Raw genomic sequence first — 18,855 nt, 5'->3', positions numbered from 1 at the left:
AACGATTTCAGGCCATTGGACGTTATGCTTTCCCATCGATCAGCCCACTGGAGGAACCGCGCCATGCAGGCACGCCACCTGTTGACCGCCGCTGCGATGACCCTGGCCATCGCCGCCTGCAAACCGGCCCAGCAGGAGCCTGCAAAGCCCAAGCCGCCGGTGATCCTGCTGGAGGCAGACGCGCCGCCGCGGCCGATGAAGCCGGAACTGCCGCCGCTGTTCGATGACATCGAGCGCCGCACCTTCCAGTTCTTCTGGGACACCACCAACGAACTCAACGGCCTGACCCCGGACCGCTACCCGTCGCGCCCGTTCGCCAGCATCGCCTCGGTCGGCTTCGCGCTGACCGCCTACCCGATCGGCATCGAGAACGGCTGGGTCAGCCGCAACCAGGCTATCGACCGCACCCTGACCACGCTGAAGTTCTTCCGCGACGTGCCGATGGGCCCGCAGCGCACCGGCAAGGCCGGCTACAAGGGCTTCTACTACCACTTCCTGGACATGCAGGAAGGCCGCCGCTACGACAGCTGGGTCGAGCTGTCCTCGGTCGACACCGCGCTGCTGATGATGGGCGTGCTGTTCGCCCAGTCGTACTACGACGGCGACGACCCGCGCGAAAAGGAAATCCGGCAGATCGCCGACCAGCTGTACAAGCAGGTCGACTGGCCGTGGCTGCAGCAGCGTGCGCCGCTGATCTCGATGGGCTGGTTCCCCGAGAGTGGCTTCATCGACCACGACTGGATGGGCTACAACGAGGCGATGATGGTCTACATCCTCGCCCTCGGCTCGCCCAGCCACCCGGTGAGCCCGGATGCGTGGACGGTGTGGACGCGCACCTATGACAACGACTGGGGCGTCTACCAGGGCCAGGAATACCTGTCCTTCGGTCCGCTGTTCGGCCACCAGTACAGCCATGTCTGGATCGATTTCCGCGATATCCAGGATGCCTACATGCGCGAGCGTGGCAGCACCTACTTCCTCAACAGCCGCTCGGCGGCGCTGGCGCACCGCGAGTACGCCATCGCCAACCCGATGCAGTGGAAGGACTATGGCGAGAATGTGTGGGGCCTGACCGCCAGCGACGGCCCGCAGAACACCACCCAGGAATACCGTGGCGAGCAGCGCCAGTTCCGCCATTACTCCTCGCGCGGCGCCGGCCTGCGCGAGAACTTCGATGACGGCACCATTGCCCCGACCGCGGCGATCTCCTCGATCGTGTTCGCGCCCGAGGAAGTGATCCCGGCCACGCTGGAGATGCACAAGCGCTACGGCGACTACATCTATTCCAGCTATGGCTTCCTGGATTCGTTCAACCCCAGCTTCAACTACGACATCCCGATCAAGACCGGCCGCATGGTGCCGGACCGCGGCTGGGTGGCCAGCGATTACATCGCCATCGACCAGGGCCCGATCCTGACGATGATCGCCAACTACCGCGATGACTTCGTCTGGGAAGTGATGAAGAAGAACCCGTACATCCGCAAGGGCCTGGAACGGGCCGGTTTCAGCGGTGGCTGGCTGGCCCCGGAAGGGTCGTTCCAGCCGCTGGTGCTGGAAAAGGATGAGAAGGCTGCGGCGGCACGCGCGGTCGGTATCGCAGAATCGCGCGCGGCTGCCGCGCAGGAACAGAAGAACAATGCCAACCGCAACACGGGCCAGGGGAAGTAACAAGGTGCACGATTGGATTGACCGCCTGCGACGCTGGGCCCTGCCTGCGATGGCCGCACTGGCCATGGCCGGCTGCGCGCGCACCGAGCAGGGCACCACGACGGTCCGCTTCTGGGCCATGGGCCGCGAGGCCGAAGTGGTCAGCGAACTCATCCACGAGTTCGAAGCTGAAAACCCCGGCATCAAGGTGGATGTGCAGAACATTCCCTGGACGGCCGCGCACGAGAAGCTGCTGACCGCCTTTGCGGCCGATGGCCTGCCCGATGTCTGCCAGCTCGGCAACACCTGGGTGCCCGAGTTCGCCGAACTCAACGCACTGACCCCGCTGCAGCCGTTCGTGCAGCAGTCGTCCGTGGTCGATCCGAAGGACTACTTCCAGGGCATCTGGGATACCAACGTGATCCACGGCGAGCTGGTGGGCGTGCCGTGGTACGTCGACACCCGCCTGATCTTCTACCGCAAGGATCTGCTGGCGCAGGCCGGCTTCGACCATCCGCCGCGCACCTGGGCGGAGTGGGACGAGCAGATGGCCGCGATCAAGAAGATGCAGGGCCCGAACCGCTATGCGGTGCTGATGCCGATCAACGAGTTCGAGCAGCAGCTGTCGCTGGCCCTGCAGCAGCCCGATCCGCTGCTGCGCGACGAGGACACCCGCGGCAATTTCTCCAGCCCCGGTTTCCGTCGCACCCTGGCCTTCTACGCCAACATGTTCGAGCAGGGCTGGGCGCCGAAGATGTCCGAGACGCAGATCTCCAACGTCTGGGATGAGTTCTTCCGCGGCTTCAACGTGTTCTACATCTCCGGCCCCTGGAACATCCGCGAGTTCAAGAAGCTGCAGCCCAAGGAACTGGAAGGGAAGTGGGGCACCGCCGCCCTGCCGGGCCCGGACGGCCCGGGCGCGGGCATCGCCGGTGGCACCAGCCTGGTGATCTTCCGCAAGTCGCAGCAGAAGGAAGCCTCCTGGAAGCTGATCGAGTTCCTGTCGCGCCCGGAAATCCAGGCCCGTTTCCACTCGATCATCGGTGACCTGCCGCCGCGCCGCAGTACCTGGAACGCCCCGTCGCTGGCCAACGATCCGCTGGCCGCCGCGTTCCGTGACCAGCTGGAGCGTGTCAAGCCGACGCCGAAGGTGCTCGAGTGGGAGCGCATCGTGCAGGAAATGCGCATCGTCACCGAGAAGGTGGTGCGTGGCGGCATGCCGCAGGACAAGGCCGTGGAAGAGCTGGACCAGCGCGTGGACAAGGTGCTGGCCAAGCGCCGCTGGATGCATGAACAACAACGCCTGCAGCGCAGCGATGCCCCCCCGGGCTCGACCAGTGCAGTCGCGGCCGGGAGCCCGCAATGAAACGTTCGTCCCTCGCCGGCTGGATCTTCGCCGGCCCCTCGCTGATCGTGCTGGGCGTGTTCTTCGGCCTGCCGGTGGCATCGGCGCTCGCCCTGAGCGTGACCGACTTCGACCTGTACGCGCTGGCTGACGGCGGCAACCTGCGCTTCGTCGGGCTGGGCAACTACGTCGACCTGCTGCAGACGCCGATGTTCTGGAAGTCGCTGTGGAACACCACCTACTTCGTGGTGATCGGCGTGCCGTTGTCGATCGGCGTGTCGCTGGGCGCGGCCATGCTGCTCAATGCACCGGCCGCGCGCTTCAAGGCCCTGTTCCGCACCGCGCTGTTCGCCCCCGTGGTGACCACCCTGGTGGCGGTGGCGGTGATCTGGCGCTACCTGTTCCATACCAGCTACGGCCTGGTGAACTACGGCCTGGGCCATATCGGCATCAGTCCGATCGACTGGCTGGGCGACCCGAACTGGGCGATGCCCACCATCATGCTGTTCGCCGTGTGGAAGAACTTCGGCTACAACATGGTGATCTTCCTGGCCGGCCTGCAGGCCATCCCGCATGACCTGTACGAGGCCGCGCGCATCGATGGCGCCTCGCGCTGGAAGCAGTTCCTGCACATCACCCTGCCGATGCTCGGCCCGGTGCTGCTGGTGGTGGGTGTCATTACCGTGTCCGGCTACTTCCAGCTGTTCGCCGAACCGTACGTCATGACCCGCGGCGACCCACTGCAGAGCACCGTCAGCGTGCTGTATTTCATGTTCGAGGAAGGCTTCAAGTGGTGGAACCTGGGACGCGCCTCTGCCGTGGCGTTCCTGCTGTTCCTGATCATCCTGGCGGTGACCACCGTGATGCTGCGTTTCGGCCGCAAGAGGCAGTTGGTATGAGTCGTGAGATCGGCCAGTCGCGCTGGCACCCGTGGATGATCAATGGCGCGTTGCTGGTGCTGGCCCTGGTCAGCCTGGCACCGCTGTTGTGGATGCTCTCGGTGTCGTTCATGCCGCAGGGCGAGGCGACCCATTTCCCGCCGCCACTGCTGCCTTCGCACGTCACCACCCACAACTACACCGAGCTGTTCGCGCGCACCGGCATGGGGGGCAACTTCGCCAACAGCCTGCTGGTGTCGGTGGCGATCACCTTCGGTTCGCTGCTGCTCAACACCATGGCCGGCTACGCCTTCGCCAAGCTGAACTTCGTCGGCCGCGAGCGCCTGTTCCAGGTGCTGATGGCCGCGCTGGTGATCCCGGCGCAGGTGGCGATGCTGCCGCTGTTCCTGCTGATGAAGCAGCTGGGCCTGGTCAACAGCTTCGGCGGCGTGATCGTGCCGGCGCTGGCCAGCGTGTTCGGCATCTTCCTGGTGCGCCAGTACGCCCGTTCCATCCCGGACGAGCTGCTGGAAGCGGCCCGCATCGACGGGGCAGGGGAGCTGCGCATCTTCTTCCAGATCGTGCTGCCGATGCTCAAGCCGGTGCTGGTGACCCTGGCGATCTTTACGTTCATGGGCGCGTGGAACGATTTCATGTGGCCGTTGATCGTCTTGACCGATCAGGAGCACTACACTTTGCCGGTGGCGCTGGCCACCCTCTCGCGCGAGCACATCATGGACGTGGAAATGATGATGGCCGGCGCGGTGGTCACCGTGGTTCCGGTGCTGGCCCTGTTCCTGGTGCTGCAGCGGTACTACATCCAAGGTCTGTTGCTGGGGAGCGTCAAGGGATGAAGCGAGCGATCGCCGTTGGATTGGGCCTGCTGTGGACCTCCCTGGCGATCGCCGCACCACCGGTGCTGCCGGCGCCCAAGGTGCTGGACGACTTCGATGACATCAGCGCGTGGAAGCTGGTGCTGTCCGACCAGGTCAGCGGTTCGCTGCGGCCGGTCAGCGGCGCCGGTGGTGGCCGCGCGCTGTGCCTGGACTACGACTTCCACAAGGTGTCCGGCTACGTCGGCCTGCGCCGCGCGCTGAACATCGAGTACCCGGCCAATTACCGCTTCGGCTTCCAGCTGCGCGGCGATTCCCCGCGCAACGACCTGCAGTTCAAGCTGATCGATGCCAGCGGCGACAACGTGTGGTGGGTCAACCGGCCGGGCTACAGCTTCAGCAAGGCCTGGGCGCCGGTGGAGTACCGCCGCCGCCAGATCGACAAGGCCTGGGGCCCCTCGGCCGAGAAGGAGATGGCGCGCAGCGCCGCGGTCGAGTTCACGATCTACAGCAAGGTCGGTGGCCGCGGCACCGTGTGCTTCGACAAGCTGACCCTGCAGGGCCTGCCGCCGCAGGACGAGTCCGCGCTGATGCCGTCGGTGATCGCCGACACGGCCACCGCGCTGCAGGACCGCATGATCGATGGCAAGAGCGATACGTTCTGGGTCAGTGGCGGGGTCAAGCAGCAGACCATCAGCCTGGACCTGCACAAGAGCCGCGAGATCGGCGGTGCGGTGATCGACTGGCTGCCCAACCTGGAGGCGACCCGCTACACGGTGCGCACCTCCGAGGACGGCCGTGACTGGCGTACGGTGCGCGAAGTCACCGGTGGTGGCGGTGGCCGTGACTGGCTGGCGCTGCCCGATACCGATGCGCGCTACGTGCGCTTCGATCTGCAGGACGGGCCGAACTGGCGCTATGGCATCCGCGATATCGCGCTGAAGCCGCTGGCCTTCGCGGCCACGCCCAATGCCTTCCTGTCCTCGGTGGCCGCCGACCTGCCGCGCGGTGCATTGCCGCGTGCCTACGTGGGCGAGCAGCCGTACTGGACCCTGCTGGGCCTCGACGGTGGCCAGGAGCAGGCGCTGATCAGCGAGGATGGCGCATTGGAGCCGGCCAAGGGCAGCTTCAGCATCGAGCCGTTCATCCGCATGGACGGCAAGCTGCTGGACTGGTCCAGCGTGGCCACCACGCAGTCGCTGCAGGACCGTTACCTGCCCATCGCCACGGTTGACTGGGTGCATGAGAAGGCCGGCCTGTCGGTGACCAGTTTCGTGCAGGGCATGCCCGAGCGCGCCCAGCTGATCGGCCGCTACCGCCTGAGCAACCCGGACAAGGTCGCCCACGAATACACCCTGGCGCTGGCGATCCGGCCCTGGCAGGTCAACCCGCCGACCCAGTTCCTCAACACCACTGGTGGCTTCAGCCGCATCGAAGCGCTGGACGTGGGCGAGCAGCTGGTGCGGGTAAACGGCGAACCGCGCATCTACCCGCTGCAGGTCCCGGACGCGCGCTTTGCCACGACCTTCGACGGCAAGCTCGATGCGATGCACCTGGCGTCGGGCAACTTCCCGGCGACCACGGTGGTGAAGGACAGCACGGGCCTGGCCTCCGGCGCGATGCTGTACACCATCAAGCTGGAGCCGGGGCAGAGCCGCGAGGTGGCCGTGGTGCTGCCGCAGACCGGCGGCTGGAAGCCGCAGGCGCTGGACGTGGCCAAGGCGCAGCAGCAGGTGGCGGCGATGTGGCGCGACAAGCTGGGCGTGGTCAACCTGCAGGTACCGGCGGCCGGCCAGCCGCTGGTTGAAACCCTGCGCACCGCTGTGGCGCACATGCTGATCTCGCGCGTGGGCCCGCGCCTGCAGCCGGGCACGCGTTCGTATGCACGCAGCTGGATCCGCGATGGCGCGATGATTTCCGAGGGCCTGCTGCGCATGGGCCGCAGCGATGCCGTGCGTGATTACGTGACCTGGTATGCGCCGTTCCAGTTCGAGAATGGCAAGGTGCCGTGCTGTGTCGATGCCCGCGGCAGCGACCCGGTGCCCGAGAACGACAGCCACGGCGAGCTGATCTACAACATCGCCGAGTACTGGCGCTACACCGGCGACGGCACGTTCCTGGAACTGATGTGGCCGCACGTGCAGGGCGCCTACAATTACATGGAGCAGCTGCGCGCCAGCGAGCGCACCGAAGAAAACCGCGCACGCAACCCTGCCTTCTACGGGATGATGCCGGCGTCGATCAGCCATGAGGGCTATTCGGCCAAGCCGATGCACTCGTACTGGGACAACTTCTGGGCGCTGCGCGGCTACAAGGATGCTGCGCAGGTGGCGGCACAGCTGGGCAAGGTGGAGGCGATGCAGATCAGCGAGTCGCGCGACCAGTTCCGCGACGACCTGCAGGCTTCGCTGCTGGCCGCCATGCAGCAGCACAGGATCGATTACCTGCCCGGTTCGGCCGAGCTGGGTGACTTCGATGCCACCTCCACCACCATCGCGCTGGCGCCGGGTGGCGAGCAGGGCCGGCTGCCGCAGGAGGCGCTGGAGGCGACCTTCGAGCGCTACTGGAACGAGTTCGTCGCGCGCCGCGATGGCAAGCGCGAGTGGAAGGACTACACGCCCTACGAATGGCGCAACGTGGCGGCCTTCGTGCGCCTGGGCTGGCGCGACCGTGCCTGGCAGGCCACCCAGTTCTTCTTCAAGGACCGTGCGCCGCAGCCCTGGAACCAGTGGGCCGAAGTGGTCTCGCGCACGCCGCGCAAGCCGTTCTTCGTCGGTGACCTGCCGCATGCCTGGGTGGCGTCGGACTTCGTGCGTTCGGCCCTGGACATGTTCGCCTACAACCGCGACGCCGATGAGTCGCTGGTGCTGGCGGCAGGCATTCCAACTGCCTGGTTCCAGGGGGAGGGCATCGCCGTGCAGGGCCTGCGCACGCCGCAGGGCCAGTTGAACTACCGCCTGCAGCGCAGCGACAAGCAGCTGGTGCTCGACCTGCAAGCGGGCCTGGTGCCGCCGCCCGGTGGCGTGGTGCTGCCGTGGCCTTACAGCGGCGACCCCGATGAGGCCACCATCAATGGCGAGCCGGCCGAATGGAACAACCGCGAACTGCGCGTGCACCAGTTGCCCGCGCGGATCGAGATCGACGTGCCCAGCGCGGTGCGCCGCGCAGAACGCAAGGGACAGTAAGCATGGCGTTGAAGCAGGGGAGGGCGCGCGTGGCAGTGCGCGGCCTGGGGCTGGCGATCGCACTGGCCCTGCCGGGGCTGGCACCGGCGCAGCAGGCGGCAGAGGCCGCGCCGGTCGCGGCCGAGGTGTCCACTGCGCCCGGCATGGGCATGGTGACCTTCAACCTGCACCACGACCGCGAGGATTGGCCGACCCGTCGGCGCACGATCCTGGCCGAGCTCAAGCGGCTGCAACCCGATGCCATCGCGCTGCAGGAAGTGATCCAGCGCCGCAACGTGCGCAACCAGGCGCAGTGGCTGGCCAGCCAGCTCGGCTACAGGTACGTGTTCGTTTCGACCGATCCGGTGGGGGCGCCCAAGCGCTACGGCAACGCGCTGCTGACCCGCCGCCCGATCCTGGCCCACGGCGAGCACCTGCTGCAGCCGCTGGATGACTACCGCACCGTGGCCCACCTGCGCATCGACGTGGACGGACAGCCGGTGAACGTCTATGCCACGCATCTGAACGAACGCAGCGACGAGCGTGGCCAAGGCATCCGCCGCAGCCAGGTGGAAGACCTGCTGCGCTACATCACCGGGACCTCGGCGGGCGCGCCCGTGGTGATCGCCGGTGATTTCAACGCGCTGGTGGACGCGGGCGACCTGAGCGAGCTGCGCAGCCATTACGGCGACAGCTATGGCAGCGTGCACGTGAATACCGACCTGGCCGGTGTGAGCACGTTGAACCGCCACTATTACCAGGCGCCCTCGCGTATCGACCACATCTTCTTCCAGCAGGACCGGATGGTCGCGCGCGAAGCGAAGATCCTGTTCGACCAGCCCGACGACAGCGGCCGCTTTGCCTCGGACCATTACGGCGTCTGGACCCGGTTGCAGTTCGCCCCGGCGCGCTGACGCCGCGGGATTTCATGCTCTGGCAGGTGCCAACCTTGGTTGGCACGGGCGTGTCCGCGCGCGTTGAATCAACGTGGCATCCACCAACGCGGCGCCGGACGCACAAACAAGAACGGCGGGGATCATCGATCCCCGCCGTTTCGTTTCAAGCGATCAAGTAACGATCAGTTCGCCGGCGGCGTGCGCTTGGCGGCTTCTTCGTCTTCGTCCGATGCCTGGGCATCGGCGGCCTGGCTGGCCGAATCGGCATGGCCGTCGGCCACCGGGTCGATGGACGGCGTCACCACGGCTTCGGCCACCGGTGCGGCAGCTTCAACCGGCGCGGCTTCGACGGCCACCGGCGCGGCCGGCTGCTCGACGACCGGTGCGGTTTCGACCACCGGGGCGGCCTCGACGACCGGCTTTGCTTCAACCACCGGAGCGGCTTCAACGACCGGAGCGACCTCGGCCACGACCGGTGCGGCTTCAACCACCGGAGCGGCTTCGACGGCCACCGGTGCCGGCGCGGCCACCACAGCGGCCTCCTCGACAACGGGCTTGGCCTCGGCGACCACGGCCACCGGCGCTGCCGGCTGGGCCGGGGTTGCGGCGTCGATCTCGTCCAGCATGCTGGTCTGCACCGGCTGCGGCTTCGGCTCGGCCTTGGCGGCAGATTCCTGGGCGGCAGCATCCTGCGGGGCCACCGCGTCGACCACGGCGCTGCTCACGGCAACCACTGGGGCGGCAGCGGCGACAGCCACCGGCGCACGGGTCGGCTTGCCGGCTTCGACGGCCACCGGCTCGACTTCATCATCGAAATCGAATTCCGGCTGCGAACGGGTCGCCTGCGCGGCAGCGACCGGGGTGGCCTCCGCAGCGTGGTCGGTGACCTGTTCGGTGCTGTCGTTGTCGTTGTCATCGCCTTCGTCACCGTCGTCCTGGTCATCGCCCAGGGCATCGGTACCGGCGGCATTCTCGGCGCCACCGCGACGACGGCGACGGCCACCGCGACGGCCACGACGGCGGCGGGTCGCGCCTTCGCCTGCCTGCTCGCCCGAGGTGTCGGTTGCTGCGTCTTCGCCGGACACGGCCGTCGCGTTGGCGTCAGCGCCCGCGTTGGCGGCGGCATCGGCGACCGGTGCGGCATCAGCCACCAGCACGTCGGCGGCCGGTGCGACCGGTGCGACCGGCGCAGTGCCTTCCTGTGCGGTCACCGCATTGGCGGCGACGGCGGTGGCGGCTACAGCGGCCGCTGCCGTTGCGGTATCGACCGGTGCTTCGGCGGCGGTGCGCTGCGGCTTCTCGGCCGGCTTGTCGCCGTCCTGCTGCGGACGCGGCTGCTTGGGCTGCTTCAGCTTCGGCTGCTGCTGCGGGTTCTGGCCCTGCTGCTCGTTGCGCGGCGGCTTCTGCTGCTGCGGCTGCTGCTGGCCATCCTTCTGCTTGCCCTGCTGCTGGGCGTTGCCGTTGTTGTTGCCGCCTTGGCGGCCGTCCTTGCGCTGCTCGCCGCGGTCCTTGCGGTTGCCGCCGTCCTTCTGCTGCTGGGCATTGGCGTTGCCGCCATTGCCACGGCTGTCGTCGCGACGGTCCTTGCGGTCCTTGTTGCGATCCTTGTTGCGGTCCTTGCGGCCGCCATCCTGCTGCGGCTGGCGGGCTGCCGGGGCCGGCGCGGGGGCCGGAGCCGGCTCGCCACCAAAGATGCGCTTCAGCCAGCCGACCACGCCGCCACTGGCGGCCGGTGCCGGGGCAGCGGCAACCGGTGCCGGCGCCGGAGCAGCCACCGGTTCGGCTTCGGCGCGCACCGGGGCCGGTGCGGTGTGCTTGACCTGGGTCACCGCCGGCGGCGGAATGTTCAGCTGGCCCTTGGTCAGCGCGTGCACCGGCAGCTTGCGCGGGGTGCCACGCTGGTAGCTCGGCTTGTTGCTCTCTTCACCCAGCTCGTTCTCGCGCAGGCGGGTCACGGTGTAATGCGGGGTGTGCAGCTGCTCGTCGGCGACGATCACGATCGGCGCCTCGTGGCGCTTCTCGATCTCGCGCAGGGCGCTGCGCTTCTCGTTCAGCAGGTAATTGGCGATCTCCACCGGGGCCTGGACCAGCACCTGCCCGGTGTTCTCCTTCATCGCATGCTCTTCGGCGACGCGGATGATCGACAGCGACAGCGACTCGACGCTGCGCATGCGGCCGTGGCCGTCGCAGCGCGGGCAGACGATCTGGCTGGATTCACCCAGGCTCGGGCGCAGGCGCTGGCGGCTCATTTCCAGCAGGCCGAAGCGCGAGATGCGGCCGACCTGGACGCGCGCGCGGTCGTACTTCAGCGCGTTGGCCAGGCGGTTCTCGACCTCACGCTGGTGCTTGTTGGAGGCCATGTCGATGAAATCGATGACCACCAGGCCGCCCAGGTCGCGCAGGCGCAGCTGGCGGGCCACTTCCTCGGCCGCTTCCAGGTTGGTCTGGAAGGCGGTGTCCTCGATGTCGCTGCCCTTGGTGGCGCGAGAGGAGTTGACGTCGACGGCGGTCAGCGCTTCGGTCTGGTCGACCACGATCGAGCCGCCCGACGGCAGGCGCACGTTGCGCTCGTAGGCGCCTTCGATCTGCGATTCGATCTGGAAGCGGTTGAACAGCGGGATGTCGTCCTTGTAGTGCTTGAGCTTGCGCAGGGTCTGCGGCATCACCTGCTGCATGAACTCCCTGGCGTGCTCGTACATTTCCTCGGTGTCCACCAGGATCTCGCCGATGTCGGCGCGCAGGTAGTCACGCAGGGCGCGCACGATCAGGCGCGATTCCTGGTAGATCAGGAACGGGGCCGGCTTGCTCAGGGCCGCCTCGGCGATCGCGCGCCAGACGTTCAGCAGGTAATCCAGATCCCACTGCAGCTCTTCGGCATCGCGGCCGACGCCAGCGGTGCGGATGATCACGCCCATGTCGTCGGGGATGTTCAGCTTGTCCAGGGCGTCCTTCAGGGCAGCCCGGTCTTCGCCTTCGATGCGACGGGAGACACCGCCCGCGCTCGGCGAGTTCGGCATCAGCACCATGTAACGGCCGGCCAGCGAGATGAACGTGGTCAGGGCGGCGCCCTTGTTGCCACGCTCTTCCTTGTCCACCTGGACGACGATTTCCTGGCCTTCCTTCAGCAGCTCGCGGATGCCGGCCTTGTTGTGGTCGACACCGGCCTGGAAGTAGTCGCGGGAAATTTCCTTCAGCGGCAGGAAGCCATGGCGGCCACCACCGTATTCGACGAAGGCCGCTTCCAGCGAGGGCTCGATGCGGAAGATCCGGCCCTTGTAGATGTTGGACTTCTTCTGTTCCTTCGCCGGCTGCTCGATATCGATGTCATACAACGACTGGCCATCGACGATGGCAACACGCAGCTCTTCAGCCTGCGTGGCGTTGATCAGCATTCGCTTCATTGTTGCGTTCCTCGCAAGCGGCTACCGCGCGGAACGCCATGGGGTTTCGCCTCTGGACACGGTTCGCCGCCCATTCGCGCATGCGCGGGGAGGGCGGCTTGGGTTTCCAGCGCTACGACACCACGGCAGGCCGCGGGAGCGCTTCACTTTTCTGGTTTTGGGGTGTTGCAGGGCCGGCGGCAGCTGTCAGCCAGGCTGGAGCGCCGCGCGGGACATGTTCAGCACGGTTGCGTGTCAGGCATCCGGCGATGGCCGGGAAGGCCGGCGAGCCGCTAACATGGCCGCCCCGCGGGCGGTGGTCGCGCACTGTGCCGGATTCGTCGGAAGCTGGGCTTCTGGCCCTGAGTAACTTCCAACAAAATCAATCCCTTATCTCGCCCCCCGAGTGTAACAGAATAAACAGCCAGATGACTGCCTCAGACCCCACCAAGCCAGCCGGCGACAAGCCTTCCGTGCGCATGATCACCGTTCCCGAGGACCGTGCCGGGCAGCGCCTGGACAATTTCCTGCTGGGCCAGCTCAAGGGCGCCCCGCGCAGCCTGGTCTACAAGCTGGTGCGCAGCGGCCAGGTCCGCGTGAACGGCGGCCGTGCCAAGGCCGAGCGCAAGCTGGAGGCCGGCGACGAGGTGCGTGTGCCGCCGGTTCGTCTCACTGAAGAAGGAGACAAGGCCGGTCCGCCCGAGTCCTTCATGCGCCGCCTGGAGCAGGCCATTGTCTTCGAGGATGCGCGCCTGCTGGCCCTGAACAAGCCGACCGGCGTGGCCAGCCACGGCGGCAGCGGCATCAGCTTCGGCGCCATCGAGACCCTGCGTGCCCTGCGCCCGGGGCAGACCCTGGAGCTGGTCCACCGGTTGGATCGCGACACCTCGGGTCTGCTGATCGTGGCCAAGAAGCGCTCGGCGCTGAGCGAACTGCAGGCCCTGCTGCGTGAAGACCACGGTGCTGGCATCCGCAAGCGCTACCTGACCCTGCTGGCCGGACGCATGCCGGACGGCGTGATGACCGTCGATGCACCCCTGCACGTCGGCCTGCGCCAGGGCGGCGAGCGCCATGTACAGGTCAACGCGATCGGCAAGGAATCGATCAGCCACTTCCGGGTGCTGGAGCGCCGGGGCGGTCATTCGTACTGCGAAGTGCGCATCGAAACCGGCCGTACCCACCAGATCCGCGTGCATGCCCAGCATCTGGGTCATCCGGTGGCCGGTGACGACAAATACGGCGATCCGGCAGTCAACAAGCGGCTTCGTGAGCAGATCGGGCTGAAGCGCCTGTTCCTGCACGCGGCCTCGCTGGAGTTTGCGCTGGACGCGGGCAAGACCCCGTACGTGCTGAACGCGCCGCTGGCCGATGAGTTGGTCGAAGCGCTGGATCGCCTGCGCTGACGATGGCGCCGGGCGCCGGTCATTGCCGCCAGGCATGGCCTGGCGCTACCTGGGGTTGGTAGATCCACGCCACGCGTGGATGTGCCTTTCGGGACCGATCACCATTTGAACAACACCAGGCTGATCGCCAGCGTGCCCATGCCCGCCACGAGCCCGTACACCGTCTCGTGGCCCTTGGCATAGCGCTTGGCTGCAGGCAGCAGCTCATCCAGCGCCAGGAACACCATCACGCCGGCAATCAGCCCGAACACCCAGCCGAACGTGGCGTGCGACAGCGAGCCCTTCAGCAGGAAGTAGCCGAGCACCGCGCCCACCGGCTCGGCCAGGCCCGACAGCAGGCTGGCCAGGAAGGCATGCAGCTTGCTCTGCGTGGCGAAGTACACCGGCACCGCGATCGCGATGCCCTCGGGAATGTTGTGGATGGCGATGGCGAAGGCCAGCGGCATGCCCACTGACGGGCTTTCCACGGTCGCGAAGAAGGTCGCCAGGCCCTCGGGAAAGTTGTGTGCGGTGATCGCCACGGCGGTCAGCAGGCCGACGCGCTTGATGTAGGCCTTGTTGTTGTCGAGGAACGCCGGTTCCTTCGAATCCAGCGTCTCGTGCGGGTTCGGGATCAGGTGATCGATCGCCACGATGGCCAGCACGCCCAGCAGGAAGGCGATGGTGCCGTAGGTGAAACCGCTGCGCTCGCCATAGGCCAGTGCGAACGATGCGATGGACTTGTTCAGGATTTCCGACAGCGAGACATACACCATCGCGCCGCCGGCAAAGGCCAGGCCGAACGCCAGCAGGCGGGGGCTGGGCCGGCGCGAGAACAGCACCAGCAGGCTGCCGACGGCTGTCGCCAGGCCGGCAGCAAGGGTGACCGCAAGCGCGATCCAGAAGTTTTGCGGGGAGATCTGCAGCATTTACCGACGCGTTCCTGGTCATTCAGCAACCGCCCCGGGCAGGCCGGGGCGGCGGGGGCGAGGCGGGCGTCGGCTGGCCTCGTCGCTACGCCGGCTTTCAGCCGCCGCGGCGCATCCGCTCTTCGATGGCGAAGCACTGGTCCGGCTTCGGCTGCGGCGGGTTGAAGCTGACCGGCACCTGGATGGTGGCGGGCACGGCCTGGCCGTTGCGGGTGGCGGCCTTGAACTCCCAGGCCTGCACGGCGGTCCTGGCCAGGTCGTCCAGCTGCGCGTTGCCGGCGCCGGTCAGCAGCAGGACCTCGCTGGGACGGCCATCAGTGCCGATGGTGACCTTGAAGGTGCTGGTGCCGCCCACGCCGGTGCAGGCCAGTTCCATGGGGTACTGCGGCGGCGGGGTTTTCACTGCCGCCACCTCGGTGGGCGGGGCGGCCGGCGGCGCCGGCGGCTCGGACGAGCCACAGCCGGCCAGGCCGGTGGCAGCGAGCAGGGACAGGCTCAGCAGTCGAACATTCATTTCACGTGCTCCGTCAGGGCCGAGGTCTTGGCTGCGCAGATGAAGTCGTTTTCGCTCAGCCCGCCCACGTCATGGGTGGAGTAGCGCACGACGGCGCGGTCGTAATGCACGCCCAGGTCCGGGTGGTGGTCCTCGTGGTGGGCGATCCAGGCCAGCGCGTTCACGAAGGCCATGGTGGCGTAGTAATCCTTGAAGCGGAACGTGCGCACCAGCGCCTGGCCGGCCTCGGCCAGTTCCCAGCCCGGCACCTGCGGCAGCAGTTCGGCCAGGCGGGCCTCGCCCAGCTTGTGATCGCTGCCCTTGCGCGGCACGCAACGCGCCTGCGCCAGCGGAATCAGGTCGGACATGGGTTCCTCCACCTCGTGTTGACTGAACAATGCGCCGGGCGGTGTATAAACCGTATGAGCGACCGGCGCTGACTTGGCTAGAATAGCCTGATGATCCAGATCTCCGACACTGCCCAGACCCACTTCCGCAAGCTGATCGAACGCGAGGGCGTGCCCGGCATGGGCGTGCGCCTGAGCGCCGTCGACCCCGGCACCCCGCGCGCAGACGCCCGACTGGAGTTCGCCGAACCCAGCGACCTGCTCGGTGACGAGTGGGCGGTGGACTGCGATGGCTTCACCCTCTACGTCGACGCACTGAGCGTGGGCTGGCTCGACGGTGCCGAGATCGACATCGTCCCGGGCAACGCCGGCACCCAGCAGCTGACCATCAAGGCCCCGCGCATCAAGGGCGAAGCGCCCGGTGAAGCCGCCTCGCTGGTCGAGCGCGTGCACTGGGTCGTGGAAAACGAAGTCAACCCGCAGCTGGCGTCGCATGGCGGCAAGGTCGCGGTGCAGGAAGTCTCGGCCGATGGCGTGGTGCTGCTGCGCTTCGGCGGCGGCTGCCAGGGCTGTGGCATGGCCGACGTGACGCTCAAGCAGGGCATCGAGAAGACCCTGATGGGCCGCGTGCCGGGCGTCACCGCCGTGCGCGATGCGACCGACCATGACAGCGGCCACGCGCCGTACATCCCCCGCGGCAACGCCGCCTGATCGCCAACGCGTGCCTCTGCCCAGAGCCGAGCAACTCATCGATCTGCTGCTGGCACGCCAGCAGCACCCCCTCATCCTCGAAAAACGCACGCGCCTGCCCTATGGCTGGGCGATCTGGCTGCGCTCGCTGAAACCGATCGCGCGGCCGTTCCACGCCGGCGATGTGATCGCGGTGCTGCTGCCACGACCGCTGCCCGGTCGTCCCGGGGTGCTGCCGCCTCTGGGCCCATGGGGCGCTGCGCGGCGCCTGCTGTGGCAGGACTGGGAGCCGGCCCCGCGCGACCAGCGCTGGATGCGCTGGACCTCGGCCGTGGCCAGTGCGCTGCTGCACCTGCTGTTCTTCCTGTTGCTGCTGTGGGTGGCTGTGATCCGCACCCGCGCGCCGGAGGATGCCGGTGCCGAAGGTGAGCGCGTGCAGATTGAATTTGTCGGCCGTGGTGCGCAGGAAGGCGGCGGCGACCAGCCCGGCGCCGAGGCGGCGGCCGCTGCCGAAGCCGGTGCGGTGGCCAGTGGCCAGCCGGCGGGCGAGGCCAGTGCGCCACGTCCGCAGCCGGCCGCGCCTGCCGCCGCCGCCCCGGCCGTGGCCGCCAGCGCCGCAGTGACCCCGCCACCGCCGGTGCAGAGCGAACCCGCGCCGCAGGCTTCGCCCCCGCCGACACCGGTGCAGGCCACCGAAGTGGCCGAGGCCACCACCGATTTCGTGGTGCCACCGGTCAGCGTGCCGCGCACCGAAGTGAACATCGTGCCGCGTGACACCACGCCCGCCGTGCGCGAGCGCAGCGTGCAGACCGTGCAGGCGCCAACCGTACCGATGCAGGTGCGGCAGGTGCCGCTGGCCGTGCCTGCCCCGGCGGTCCGCGAGGTGCAGGTGCAGGAGCGGGAGGTCGCCACGCTGGAAGCTCCCGTGGCGCCGCAGCCGGTGCGCAGCGCCGACGTGCAGGTACGCCTGCCGCAGCAGCGCGAGGTGCAGGTGCGCGAGCGCGAAGTGCAGGCGGTGGTCGACCCGCAGGTGCGCATGGCGGCCGTGCCTGGCCGCGAACCCAGCGTGCGTGCGCCGACCGGTCGTGAGGTGCAGGTGCGCGAACGCAGCGTGGCCAACGCGCCGGTCGCTGCGCCGTCGCCCTCCAGTGGCGCCAGCAATGCACCGGCGCCGGCCCCGGCCGGCAGTGCGGCCCGCCAATCCACTACGGCATCGGCGCGACCGGCCGCCAGTTCGGCGACCCCCGCGCAGGCCGGTGCGCGACCTGCGCCGGACCCGGGCAACTGGGCAACGCCGGCAAAGGGCGACGATTGGGGTGCCTCGGACCGAAACCGTGGCGGCGCGCGCAGCGGTGCAGCGCAGGCCAGCACGCAGGGTGCGGGGCAGGGACTGTTCAATGCCGATGGCAGCGTCAAGGTGCCGGGCGGGGAAGGCAAGGGTGAGGCCGAGCGTGGTGCCCCGGGTGGGGCCAACGATGGCTGGACCAAAGAGCGCATCGCCGAGTCGGGCCGATGGCTGAAGCGGCCGCCGTACGACTACACGCCCACCTCGTTCGACAAGTACTGGGTGCCGCAGGAATCGCTGCTGGCCGAATGGGTGCGCAAGGGCGTCAAGGCGATGGAGATCCCGTTGCCGGGTACCAGCACGAAGATCTCCTGCGTGATCTCGATCCTGCAGGCCGGTGGTGGCTGCGGCCTGACCGACCCGAACATGCAGGACCAGCCGGCGGTGGCAAGGCCGCCACCGGACATCCCGTTCAAGAAAGAACTCCAGGAAGACAACGGCAGCCGGTAACGGCGGACTGTACGCCGCATGCCGCGCTGCGCGCTCGCCGGGCGTGGCCCGGCGCTACCGCTCACTCGCTCTGCGAGAGGAATACCCAGAACGGCACGTCACGCCCGACCCAGTCGCGGCTGGCTTCGTCCATCACATCCAGCAGCGTGTCGAAATCCTTCGCCGCGCCTGCGCGCAGCGCATCCACGTCGGCCAGGAACAGTGCATAGCCCGGTGCGGGCAGCCACTGCAGGTCGCGCAGGTTGTCGGCCAGTGCATCCCAGTTGCCGCCGAAGCCAGCCGGGAAATCGAGCTGTGCGGCCAGCCGCGCCAGCAGGGTGCGCTTGTCGGCCACGCCGTGCAGGTCGATGCGGATCACCTTCAGCGAAGCATCGCGCATGGCCGCCGCCAGGTCGCTGATGTCGCCGGTGTCGATGGCGTAGACGCCGGCGTTGTTGATGTCATGCAGGCCGAGGCCGAAATCGTCGTGGCTCATGGGCGTTCTCCCGGGGCCGGTACGGTGAAGCTGCGGAACGAATCGTAGTGATCGTCGGTGTAGTACCACGCCTGCGGCGGATCGCCGCCGGTGATGATGCGGCGCGCGCCGCGGTTGGAGGCGCCGGGGGTGTCGACCGTGTACTCGCGGTAGTAGCCGCGCGGCCGCTGCGGCAGGCGCTGTTCGCGGTTGCCGAAGGTGGTGCCGTCCTGGCGGTGCGGGTAGGGCCCGCCGCGCTGGATGAGAGCGATGGTCTGGCGCGCCTCGGCCGGCAGGAAGCCGGGCAGGCCGTCGTTGCGGACGCCGCCGCTGCCATGCGCAGCCGGTGCGCTGCGGTTGGCCGCGCCCTGCAGGTCCGGTGCGAACTGCGGTGCAGGTGGCCGCTGCAGGAAATGGTTGGCGACCAGGCCGAGCAGCAGCAGGGCGATGGCGGTGATCAACAGCCGGGGGTTGCGCATGGGCGGGCGGGCGAAGGGAATGCGTGCACTGTAGCGCCTGCGCGCTGCACCGTGCATGAGGATAGGCCGATGCGTCACCGCTGCGTAACAATTGCCAGTGCAATCACCTGCAGGACGCAATTTCCTTTACATCCCCCTTGGTA

Annotated in this window: 15 protein-coding genes; 9 read left to right on the top strand and 6 right to left on the bottom strand. The window is 67.9% G+C overall.

What is annotated here, in order from left to right:
- The first annotated feature begins 63 nt into the window (after positions 1-63).
- Genes QMZ26_RS11755 through QMZ26_RS11730 form a run of 6 tightly spaced genes read left to right on the top strand, consistent with a single transcriptional unit; the run spans position 64 to position 8,781 of the window.
- Complete coding sequence (locus QMZ26_RS11755; RefSeq protein WP_283221544.1) at positions 64-1,668, top strand: glucoamylase family protein; 1,605 nt, start codon at positions 64-66, stop codon at positions 1,666-1,668.
- A gap of 4 nt (positions 1,669-1,672) precedes the next feature.
- Positions 1,673-3,013 carry a sugar ABC transporter substrate-binding protein gene (locus QMZ26_RS11750; protein ID WP_079222479.1) on the top strand — a complete coding sequence of 447 codons (1,341 nt, stop codon included), beginning with the start codon at positions 1,673-1,675 and terminating at the stop codon, positions 3,011-3,013.
- Complete coding sequence (locus QMZ26_RS11745; RefSeq protein ID WP_108747025.1) at positions 3,010-3,891, top strand: sugar ABC transporter permease; 882 nt, start codon at positions 3,010-3,012, stop codon at positions 3,889-3,891. The genes QMZ26_RS11750 and QMZ26_RS11745 overlap by 4 nt, the downstream gene beginning before the upstream one ends.
- A complete protein-coding gene (locus QMZ26_RS11740) occupies positions 3,888-4,724 on the top strand; it encodes a carbohydrate ABC transporter permease (protein WP_079222477.1) in 837 nt (278 codons plus the stop codon). The genes QMZ26_RS11745 and QMZ26_RS11740 overlap by 4 nt, the downstream gene beginning before the upstream one ends.
- A complete protein-coding gene (locus QMZ26_RS11735) occupies positions 4,721-7,888 on the top strand; it encodes a discoidin domain-containing protein (protein WP_283221543.1) in 3,168 nt (1,055 codons plus the stop codon). Before QMZ26_RS11740 ends, QMZ26_RS11735 begins: the two co-directional genes overlap by 4 nt.
- A gap of 2 nt (positions 7,889-7,890) precedes the next feature.
- Positions 7,891-8,781, top strand: coding sequence for an endonuclease/exonuclease/phosphatase family protein (locus QMZ26_RS11730; RefSeq protein WP_283221542.1), 891 nt, complete (start codon positions 7,891-7,893; stop codon positions 8,779-8,781).
- A 164-nt stretch (positions 8,782-8,945) separates the two neighbouring features.
- Here the strand turns inward: QMZ26_RS11730 and QMZ26_RS11725 are convergent, their stop codons facing one another.
- Positions 8,946-12,164: an Rne/Rng family ribonuclease gene (locus tag QMZ26_RS11725; protein ID WP_283221541.1), complete on the bottom strand. Its 3,219-nt coding sequence runs from the start codon at positions 12,162-12,164 to the stop codon at positions 8,946-8,948.
- Positions 12,165-12,571: 407 nt separating this feature from the next.
- Here QMZ26_RS11725 and QMZ26_RS11720 point away from each other — a divergent pair, with 407 nt between their 5' ends.
- A complete protein-coding gene (locus QMZ26_RS11720) occupies positions 12,572-13,546 on the top strand; it encodes an RluA family pseudouridine synthase (protein ID WP_283221540.1) in 975 nt (324 codons plus the stop codon).
- Positions 13,547-13,644: 98 nt separating this feature from the next.
- Here the strand turns inward: QMZ26_RS11720 and zupT are convergent, their stop codons facing one another.
- The 3 genes from zupT to QMZ26_RS11705 all read right to left on the bottom strand — a co-directional run bounded on the left by zupT (position 13,645) and on the right by QMZ26_RS11705 (position 15,315).
- Positions 13,645-14,454, bottom strand: coding sequence for a zinc transporter ZupT (gene zupT, locus QMZ26_RS11715; protein WP_283221539.1), 810 nt, complete (start codon positions 14,452-14,454; stop codon positions 13,645-13,647).
- Positions 14,455-14,551: 97 nt separating this feature from the next.
- Positions 14,552-14,968 carry an energy transducer TonB gene (locus tag QMZ26_RS11710; protein WP_079222471.1) on the bottom strand — a complete coding sequence of 139 codons (417 nt, stop codon included), beginning with the start codon at positions 14,966-14,968 and terminating at the stop codon, positions 14,552-14,554.
- Positions 14,965-15,315 (bottom strand): 4a-hydroxytetrahydrobiopterin dehydratase, encoded by a 351-nt coding sequence (locus QMZ26_RS11705; RefSeq protein WP_079222470.1) that lies wholly within the window; start codon positions 15,313-15,315, stop codon positions 14,965-14,967. Before QMZ26_RS11705 ends, QMZ26_RS11710 begins: the two co-directional genes overlap by 4 nt.
- A gap of 90 nt (positions 15,316-15,405) precedes the next feature.
- On the opposite strand from QMZ26_RS11705, the gene QMZ26_RS11700 reads away from it, so the two are divergent.
- A complete protein-coding gene (locus QMZ26_RS11700; RefSeq protein WP_079222469.1) occupies positions 15,406-16,005 on the top strand; it encodes an NfuA family Fe-S biogenesis protein in 600 nt (199 codons plus the stop codon).
- A gap of 10 nt (positions 16,006-16,015) precedes the next feature.
- A complete protein-coding gene (locus tag QMZ26_RS11695; RefSeq protein ID WP_283221538.1) occupies positions 16,016-17,779 on the top strand; it encodes a hypothetical protein in 1,764 nt (587 codons plus the stop codon).
- 61 nt (positions 17,780-17,840) lie between these two features.
- Here QMZ26_RS11695 and QMZ26_RS11690 read toward each other — a convergent pair whose 3' ends face one another.
- Positions 17,841-18,254: a barstar family protein gene (locus tag QMZ26_RS11690; RefSeq protein ID WP_079222467.1), complete on the bottom strand. Its 414-nt coding sequence runs from the start codon at positions 18,252-18,254 to the stop codon at positions 17,841-17,843.
- A complete protein-coding gene (locus QMZ26_RS11685) occupies positions 18,251-18,712 on the bottom strand; it encodes a ribonuclease domain-containing protein (RefSeq protein WP_283221537.1) in 462 nt (153 codons plus the stop codon). Before QMZ26_RS11685 ends, QMZ26_RS11690 begins: the two co-directional genes overlap by 4 nt.
- Between the last annotated feature and the right edge of the window lie 143 nt (positions 18,713-18,855).

The organism is Stenotrophomonas sp. PFBMAA-4, assembly GCF_030053215.1.
GTDB lineage: Bacteria > Pseudomonadota > Gammaproteobacteria > Xanthomonadales > Xanthomonadaceae > Stenotrophomonas.
The sequence above is the reverse complement of the archived record's forward strand: the minus strand, read 5'-3'. Positions and strand labels throughout refer to the sequence as shown.

What these genes read in the sequence shown, in the direction of transcription:
- QMZ26_RS11725 (WP_283221541.1), bottom strand. Translation starts at nt 12,164, where the DNA reads ATGAAGCGAATGCTGATCAACGCCACGCAGGCTGAAGAGCTGCGTGTT.
- QMZ26_RS11755 (WP_283221544.1), top strand. Translation starts at nt 64, where the DNA reads ATGCAGGCACGCCACCTGTTGACCGCCGCTGCGATGACCCTGGCCATC.
- QMZ26_RS11745 (WP_108747025.1), top strand. Translation starts at nt 3,010, where the DNA reads ATGAAACGTTCGTCCCTCGCCGGCTGGATCTTCGCCGGCCCCTCGCTG.
- QMZ26_RS11710 (WP_079222471.1), bottom strand. Translation starts at nt 14,968, where the DNA reads ATGAATGTTCGACTGCTGAGCCTGTCCCTGCTCGCTGCCACCGGCCTG.
- QMZ26_RS11735 (WP_283221543.1), top strand. Translation starts at nt 4,721, where the DNA reads ATGAAGCGAGCGATCGCCGTTGGATTGGGCCTGCTGTGGACCTCCCTG.
- QMZ26_RS11740 (WP_079222477.1), top strand. Translation starts at nt 3,888, where the DNA reads ATGAGTCGTGAGATCGGCCAGTCGCGCTGGCACCCGTGGATGATCAAT.
- QMZ26_RS11730 (WP_283221542.1), top strand. Translation starts at nt 7,891, where the DNA reads ATGGCGTTGAAGCAGGGGAGGGCGCGCGTGGCAGTGCGCGGCCTGGGG.
- QMZ26_RS11690 (WP_079222467.1), bottom strand. Translation starts at nt 18,254, where the DNA reads ATGAGCCACGACGATTTCGGCCTCGGCCTGCATGACATCAACAACGCC.
- zupT (WP_283221539.1), bottom strand. Translation starts at nt 14,454, where the DNA reads ATGCTGCAGATCTCCCCGCAAAACTTCTGGATCGCGCTTGCGGTCACC.
- QMZ26_RS11705 (WP_079222470.1), bottom strand. Translation starts at nt 15,315, where the DNA reads ATGTCCGACCTGATTCCGCTGGCGCAGGCGCGTTGCGTGCCGCGCAAG.
- QMZ26_RS11685 (WP_283221537.1), bottom strand. Translation starts at nt 18,712, where the DNA reads ATGCGCAACCCCCGGCTGTTGATCACCGCCATCGCCCTGCTGCTGCTC.
- QMZ26_RS11720 (WP_283221540.1), top strand. Translation starts at nt 12,572, where the DNA reads ATGACTGCCTCAGACCCCACCAAGCCAGCCGGCGACAAGCCTTCCGTG.
- QMZ26_RS11700 (WP_079222469.1), top strand. Translation starts at nt 15,406, where the DNA reads ATGATCCAGATCTCCGACACTGCCCAGACCCACTTCCGCAAGCTGATC.